This is a genomic window from Pseudomonas sp. TE31087 (assembly GCF_057284075.1).
The window spans coordinates 5,913,871-5,921,053 of record NZ_JBXVNN010000001.1; the positions used below are offsets into that span (position 1 = coordinate 5,913,871).

General features: G+C 66.1%; 6 protein-coding genes and 1 pseudogene. All 7 read left to right on the top strand.

Going from position 1 to position 7,183, the window contains the following annotated elements:
- Window positions 1–257 precede the first annotated feature (257 nt).
- Window positions 258–1,478: an aspartate aminotransferase family protein gene (locus tag ACZ899_RS26765; RefSeq protein WP_234561808.1), complete on the top strand. Its 1,221-nt coding sequence runs from the start codon at window positions 258–260 to the stop codon at window positions 1,476–1,478.
- A 136-nt stretch (window positions 1,479–1,614) separates the two neighbouring features.
- On the top strand, window positions 1,615–2,634 hold the full coding sequence (aruF, locus tag ACZ899_RS26770; protein WP_203651541.1) for an arginine/ornithine succinyltransferase subunit alpha: 1,020 nt from the start codon (window positions 1,615–1,617) through the stop codon (window positions 2,632–2,634).
- A gap of 55 nt (window positions 2,635–2,689) precedes the next feature.
- Window positions 2,690–3,718, top strand: a complete 1,029-nt coding sequence (gene astA, locus ACZ899_RS26775) for an arginine N-succinyltransferase (protein WP_234561807.1) — start codon at window positions 2,690–2,692, stop codon at window positions 3,716–3,718.
- Complete coding sequence (gene astD, locus ACZ899_RS26780) at window positions 3,719–5,182, top strand: succinylglutamate-semialdehyde dehydrogenase (protein WP_234561805.1); 1,464 nt, start codon at window positions 3,719–3,721, stop codon at window positions 5,180–5,182.
- A 23-nt stretch (window positions 5,183–5,205) separates the two neighbouring features.
- Complete coding sequence (gene astB, locus ACZ899_RS26785; RefSeq protein WP_234561803.1) at window positions 5,206–6,555, top strand: N-succinylarginine dihydrolase; 1,350 nt, start codon at window positions 5,206–5,208, stop codon at window positions 6,553–6,555.
- 15 nt (window positions 6,556–6,570) lie between these two features.
- Window positions 6,571–6,861, top strand: a complete 291-nt coding sequence (locus tag ACZ899_RS26790; RefSeq protein WP_011534960.1) for a hypothetical protein — start codon at window positions 6,571–6,573, stop codon at window positions 6,859–6,861.
- 10 nt (window positions 6,862–6,871) lie between these two features.
- A pseudogene (locus ACZ899_RS26795) lies at window positions 6,872–7,183 on the top strand (succinylglutamate desuccinylase); the annotation flags it as partial.

A 7,183-nucleotide genomic window follows, 5' to 3' on the forward strand; every position in this document is an offset into this window, starting at 1 on the left:
GGGCTTGCCCCGCGATGGGGTTTGTATGTGTGAACACCTGTTCACCCAATTCTCGCCGGGGCTCTCCCCGCCACTCCATCCTCCCGTTACACTGCGCGATTGCGACACTGTTTGTCGCATTGCCGAAAACCGCGTGAAAACACGGTTTGGCGCTGTAACAAGTTGTCGCCTGGCAGCAAGGACAGGCGCCGATCAGTCCTTACAATCCCCTCATCGCTCGCCACTTCCAGGCCAGCGTTCCTCTTCAGGAGACTCAGATGTCCGTTGAGCAAGCCCCGGTGCAACGTGCCGATTTCGACCAGGTCATGGTTCCCAACTACTCCCCGGCGGCGTTCATTCCTGTACGAGGCGAGGGTTCCCGAGTCTGGGACCAGACCGGTCGCGAGCTGATCGACTTCGCCGGCGGTATCGCGGTTAACGCCCTGGGCCACTGCCATCCGGCGCTGGTCAAGGCGCTCACCGAGCAGGCCAACACCCTCTGGCACGTCTCCAACGTGTTCACCAACGAGCCGGCCCTGCGCCTGGCGCACAAGCTGGTGGACGCGACCTTCGCCGAGCGTGCGTTCTTCTGCAACTCTGGTGCCGAGTCCAACGAGGCCGCCTTCAAGCTGGCCCGTCGCGTCGCCCACGACCGCTTCGGCCCCGAGAAGCACGAAATCATCGCCACCGTGAACAGCTTCCACGGTCGCACCCTGTTCACCGTCAGCGTCGGTGGCCAGCCCAAATACTCCGACGGCTTCGGTCCGAAGATCACCGGCATCAGCCATGTGCCGTACAACGACCTGGAAGCGCTGAAAGCGCAGATTTCCGACAAGACCTGCGCCGTGGTCATTGAGCCGATCCAGGGCGAGAGCGGCGTGGTCCCGGCCGACCAGGCCTACCTGGAGGGCGCGCGCAAACTGTGCGACGAGTACAACGCCCTGCTGATCTTCGACGAAGTCCAGACCGGTGTCGGCCGTACCGGCTCGCTGTACGCCTACCAGCACTACGGCGTCACCCCGGACATCCTCACCAGCGCCAAGAGCCTGGGCGGCGGCTTCCCGATCGGCGCCATGCTGACCACCAGCGACCTGGCCAAGCACCTGGCCGTCGGCACCCACGGCACCACCTACGGTGGCAACCCGCTGGGCTGCGCCGTTGCCTGCGCGGTGCTGGATGTGATCAACACCCCGGAAACCCTGGCGGGCATCAAGGCCAAGCATGAGCGCTTCAAGACTCGTCTGGAGAACATCGGCCAGCAAACCGGCCTGTTCACCCAGGTGCGTGGCGTCGGCCTGCTGATCGGCTGCGTGCTGAGCGAGGCCTGGAAAGGCAAGGCCAAGGACATCCTCAACGCCGCCGAGAAAGAAGGCGTGATGGTCCTGCAGGCAGGTCCCGACGTGGTGCGCTTCGCCCCGAGCCTGGTGGTCGAGGATGCCGACATCGACGAAGGCCTGGATCGTTTCGAACGCGCCGTGGCAAAACTGATCAAGGGCTGATCGCCCTTCGCCGGCCCCGAGAAGGGGCTGGCGATACCCGAATTCCAGTGCGGGCACCTGCTTGCAGGTGGTGGCGCGTGCCCGCCGTTTTTCCGTGCCGATGTGATCGGCCCGCTTTCCCGAAAGGAGTGACACCATGCTGGTGATGCGCCCCGCGCAAATGGCTGATCTGAACGAAGTGCAGCGCATGGCTGCCGACAGCCCCATTGGTGTCACCTCGCTGCCGGATGACGCCGGCCGCCTGGGCGACAAGATCGCCGCCTCGGAAACCTCCTTTGCCGCCGAGGTCAGCTTCAATGGCGAGGAGAGCTACTTCTTCGTGCTCGAGGACAGCGCCACCGGCAAGCTGGTCGGCTGCTCGGCCATCGTCGCTTCGGCCGGCTACTCCGAGCCGTTCTACAGCTTTCGCAACGAGACCTTCGTGCACGCCTCCCGCGAGCTGAAGATCCACAACAAGATTCACGTCCTGTCGCTGTGCCACGACCTCACCGGCAACAGCCTGCTGACCAGTTTCTACGTGGTGCCGGAACTGGTGAGCAGCGCCTTCGCCGAGCTCAACTCACGGGGCCGCCTGCTGTTCATGGCCGCGCACCCCGAGCGCTTCGCCGAGTCGGTGGTGACCGAGATCGTCGGCTACAGCGACGAGCAGGGCGAGTCGCCGTTCTGGGACGCCATCGGCCGCAACTTCTTCGACCTCAACTACGCCGACGCCGAGCGCCTGTGCGGCCTGAAGAGCCGCACCTTCCTCGCTGAACTGATGCCGCACTACCCGATCTACGTGCCGCTGCTGGCCGACGAGGCGCAGGAGGCCATGGGCCAGGTGCACCCGCGGGCGCAGATTACCTTCGACATCCTCATGCGCGAAGGCTTCGAGACCGAGCATTACATCGACATCTTCGACGGCGGCCCGACCCTGCACGCCCGCGCCTCGGGCATCCGCTCCATCGCCCAGAGCCGGGTGGTGCCGGTCAAGCTCGACGAGACGCCAGTCAAGGGCGGCCGTCCGTACCTGGTGTGCAACGGCCAGTTGCAGGATTACCGCGCCGTGCTGCTGGAGCTGGACTGGGTGCCGGGCAAGCCGGTCAGCCTGAGCGGCGAAGCCGCCGAGGCCCTGGGTGTCGGCGAAGGCGCCAGCGTGCGCCTGGTCGCGGTCTGAACCGCCGGAACAGAGAGTTTCGCGGCAGGCACAGACCGCCGCACAAGGAGATAGCATGATCGTTCGTCCTGTACGCAGCAGCGATTTACCCGCGCTGATCGAATTGGCCCGCAGCACCGGCACCACCGGGCTGACCACGCTGCCCGCCAACGAGGAGCGCCTCGGCCAGCGCGTCGGCTGGGCCGAGAAGAGCTTTCGCGGCGAAGCCGAGCGCGGCGACACCGACTACCTGTTCGTGCTGGAGAACGACGAAGGCCTGGTGGTCGGCATCAGCGCCATCGCCGGTGCCGTCGGCCTGCGCGAGCCCTGGTACAACTACCGGGTCGGCCTGACCGTCAGCGCCTCGCAGGAGCTGAACATCTACCGCGAGATCCCCACGCTGTTCCTGGCCAACGACCTGACCGGCAACTCCGAGCTGTGCTCGCTGTTCCTGCGCAGCGACTACCGCAGCGGCCTCAATGGCCGACTGCTGTCCAAGGCGCGGATGCTGTTCATTGCCGAGTTCCCGCAGCTGTTCGGCAACAAGATCATCGCCGAGATGCGCGGCATGTCCGACGAGGCAGGCCGTTCGCCCTTCTGGGAGAGCCTGGGCCGGCACTTCTTCAAGATGGAGTTCAGCCAGGCCGACTACCTCACCGGCGTGGGCAACAAGTCGTTCATCGCCGAGCTGATGCCCAAGTTCCCGCTGTACACCTGCTTCCTCTCGGAAGCGGCGCGCAATGTCATCGGCCGCGTGCACACCGACACGGAGCCGGCGCTGGCCATGCTCAAGCGCGAAGGCTTCAACTACCAGGGCTACGTCGACATCTTCGACGCCGGTCCCGCCATCGAGTGCGAGACCTCGAAGATCCGCGCCGTGTGTGACAGCGAGACCCTGGTACTGGCCGTCGGCACTCCGGGTGACGACGCCACCCCTTACATCATTCACAACCGCAAGCGCGAAGACTGCCGCATCACCGCCGCACCGGCGCGCCTGGCGGCAGGCACCCTGGTGGTCGATCCGCAGACCGCCAAGCGCCTGCGCCTGGGCGCTGGCGACAATGTCCGCGCCGTGCCGCTGTCCGCCGGTCGGGAGGCCCAGTAAATGAACACGCATTACATCGCCGGCCACTGGCTGGCCGGCCAGGGTGAAACCCTGCAGTCGCTCAACCCCGTCACCCAGGCGGTGATCTGGCAGGGGCAGGGCGCCGACGCCGCCCAGGTCGAAGCCGCCGTGCAGGCCGCCCGCCAGGCGTTCCCGGCCTGGGCATTGCTGAGCCTGGAAGCGCGTATCAGCGTGCTGGAGGCCTTCGCCGACAAGCTCAAGGCCAATGCCGAGGCGCTGTCGCGCTGCATTGGCGAAGAAACCGGCAAGCCCCTGTGGGAGTCGGCCACCGAAGTGACCAGCATGGTCAACAAGGTCGCCATCTCGGTGCAGAGCTACCGCGAGCGTACCGGCGAAAAGAGCGGCCCGCTGGCCGACGCCACCGCCGTGCTGCGCCACAAGCCCCATGGCGTGGTGGCGGTATTCGGCCCGTACAACTTTCCTGGCCACCTGCCTAACGGCCACATCGTTCCGGCGCTGCTGGCCGGCAACTGCGTGGTGTTCAAGCCCAGCGAGCTGACCCCCAAGGTCGCCGAGCTGACGGTGCAATGCTGGATCGAGGCCGGCTTGCCGGCCGGCGTGCTCAACCTGGTCCAGGGCGCTCGCGAAACCGGCGTGGCTCTGGCCGCCAACCCGGGTATCGACGGTTTGTTCTTCACCGGTTCCAGCCGCACCGGCAACCTGCTGCACCAGCAGTTCGCCGGCCGCCCGGACAAGATCCTCGCCCTGGAGATGGGCGGCAACAACCCGCTCGTGGTTGACGAGGTCAAGGACCTGGACGCCGCGGTGTACACCATCATCCAGTCGGCCTTCATTTCCGCCGGCCAGCGCTGCACCTGCGCCCGCCGCTTGCTGGTGCCGCAGGGTGCCTGGGGTGACGCGCTGATCCAGCGCCTGGTCGAGGTGAGCCGCGGTATCAGTGTCGGTGCCTTCGATCAGCAGCCCGCGCCGTTCATGGGCTCGGTGATTTCGCTGCAGGCGGCCCGCGCACTGCTGGCGGCCCAGGCCGAACTGCTCGGAAAGGGCGCCGTGGCGCTGCTGGAGATGACCCAGCCGCAGGCCGACGCGGCCTTGCTCACGCCTGGCATCATCGATGTCAGCGCCGTGGCCGAGCGTCCGGATGAAGAGTTCTTCGGCCCGCTGCTGCAGGTGATCCGCTACGCCGACTTCGACGCGGCGATCGAGGAGGCCAACAACACCCAGTACGGCCTGGCCGCCGGCCTGCTGTCGGACTCCAACGCCCGCTACCAGCATTTCTGGCTGCGCAGCCGCGCCGGCATCGTCAACTGGAACAAGCAGTTGACCGGTGCCGCCAGCAGCGCGCCGTTCGGTGGCGTCGGCGCCAGCGGCAACCACCGTGCCAGCGCCTACTACGCGGCGGACTACTGCGCCTACCCCGTGGCTTCGCTGGAGACCGCGAGCCTTGCACTGCCGGCGACCCTGACGCCGGGCGTCACCCTATAACAACAGGTCTCGGAGCCTTGCCGATGAAATCCTTTGAAGTGAATTTTGATGGCCTGGTGGGGCCGACCCACAACTACGGCGGCTTGTCGTACGGCAACGTGGCCTCGCAGAGCAACAGCCAGCAGGGTTCCAACCCGCGCGAGGCGGCGCGCCAGGGCCTGGCGAAGATGAAGGCGCTGATGGAAATGGGCTTCCAGCAGGGCGTGCTGGCCCCGCAGGAGCGTCCGGACGTGGCCGCGCTGCGTCGCCTGGGCTTCACCGGCAGCGATGCCGAAGTGATCCAGCGTGCGGCCAAAGACGCCATGCCGCTGCTGGTCGCCAGTTGCTCGGCCTCGAGCATGTGGGTGGCCAACGCCGCCACCGTCAGCCCCAGCGCCGATACCGCCGATGGCCGCGTGCATTTCACCGCCGCTAACCTCAACTGCAAGTACCACCGCAGCATCGAGCACCCGACCACCAGCCGCGTGCTGGGCGCCATGTTCAGCGATGACAAGGTCTTCGCCCACCATGAGGCGCTGCCGGCGGTTGCCCAGTTCGGCGACGAAGGCGCGGCCAACCACACCCGCTTCTGCCGCGCTTATGGCGAGGCCGGCGTCGAGTTCTTCGTCTATGGCCGCAGCGCTTTCGACAGCCGCTATCCCGCGCCGCAGAAGTATCCGGCGCGCCAGACCCTGGAAGCCTCCCAGGCCGTCGCTCGCCTGCACGGGCTGAGCGATGAAGGCGTGGTCTACGCTCAACAGAATCCGGCGGTGATCGATCAGGGCGTGTTCCACAACGACGTGATTTCGGTGGGCAACGGCGAGGTGCTGTTCTACCACGAGGACGCGTTCCTCGAGACCGACACCGTGCTCGGCCAGCTGCAGGCTAAACTGGCCAGCAAGGGTGGCAATTTCCAGGGTATCTGCGTGCCGCGCGCGGCGGTGACGGTGGAGGACGCGGTGCGTTCCTACCTGTTCAACAGCCAGCTGCTCAGCCGCGAAGACGGTTCGATGTTGCTGGTGGTGCCGGAGGAGTGCCGCAACAACGAGCGCGTCTGGGCTTATCTGAGCCAGCTGACCAGCCAGGGCGGCCCGGTGAAGGAGGTCAAGGTGTTCGACCTCAAGCAGAGCATGCAGAACGGTGGCGGCCCGGCTTGCCTGCGTCTGCGCGTGGCGCTGAAGGAAAACGAACTGGCGGCGGTCAATCCAGGCGTTATCATGACCGCCTCGCTGTACGACACCCTGGTGCAGTGGGTCGACAAGCACTACCGCGATCGCCTCGGCGAAGCGGACCTGGCCGACCCGCAGCTGCTGGTGGAATGCCGCACGGCCCTGGATGACCTGACCCAGATCCTCAAACTGGGCTCGGTGTATCCGTTCCAACGCCAACCTTGATAGAGAGAAATTGCAATGTCCGACGCCCTGCGCCTGATCCTGGAAGATGAAGACGGCACCCAGCTGGAAACCTCGTGCACCCGTTTTGCCGTGGTCTGGCAAGGCAAGGAAGTGTGGATCCAGCAGGACGGCCGCGGCCAGCTGCTGATCGGCGTCGATGTCGAGGAAGACGACACCGAGTACGCCAACCTGCTGCTGCGTCCGATGGCCACCAACCTGGTCAGCCTGCAACTGGAAATGGAACCGGCCGACGTCGCCGGTGACGACGACCACGTCCACGGCCCGGACTGCGGCCACCACCACTAAGGAAGCGCCTATGCTCGCCCTCGGCAAACTGCTTGAGCTGACCCTGACCGATCACGAACCGGCCGAGAAGACCCAAGTGACCACCCGGGGCGTGCGTTTGCGCTGGCTGGGGGAGGGCGCACTGGAAGTGCGCCCGCCCGAAGGTGAGGATTGCGGGCTCGACCTGCTGTTGTCGGCCGGTATCCATGGCAACGAGACGGCGCCGATCGAGTTGCTCGAAAGGCTGCTGCACGGCGTGGCCAACGGCAAGATCAAGCCGCGTGCGCGGGTGCTGTTCTTGTTCGGCAACCCGGCGGCGATCCGCAAGGGCGAGCGCTTCATC

Bases quoted from the DNA above. Each gene is read 5' to 3' on its own strand.
- ACZ899_RS26765 (WP_234561808.1), top strand. From the start codon at position 258: ATGTCCGTTGAGCAAGCCCCGGTGCAACGTGCCGATTTCGACCAGGTC.
- aruF (WP_203651541.1), top strand. From the start codon at position 1,615: ATGCTGGTGATGCGCCCCGCGCAAATGGCTGATCTGAACGAAGTGCAG.
- astA (WP_234561807.1), top strand. From the start codon at position 2,690: ATGATCGTTCGTCCTGTACGCAGCAGCGATTTACCCGCGCTGATCGAA.
- astD (WP_234561805.1), top strand. From the start codon at position 3,719: ATGAACACGCATTACATCGCCGGCCACTGGCTGGCCGGCCAGGGTGAA.
- astB (WP_234561803.1), top strand. From the start codon at position 5,206: ATGAAATCCTTTGAAGTGAATTTTGATGGCCTGGTGGGGCCGACCCAC.
- ACZ899_RS26790 (WP_011534960.1), top strand. From the start codon at position 6,571: ATGTCCGACGCCCTGCGCCTGATCCTGGAAGATGAAGACGGCACCCAG.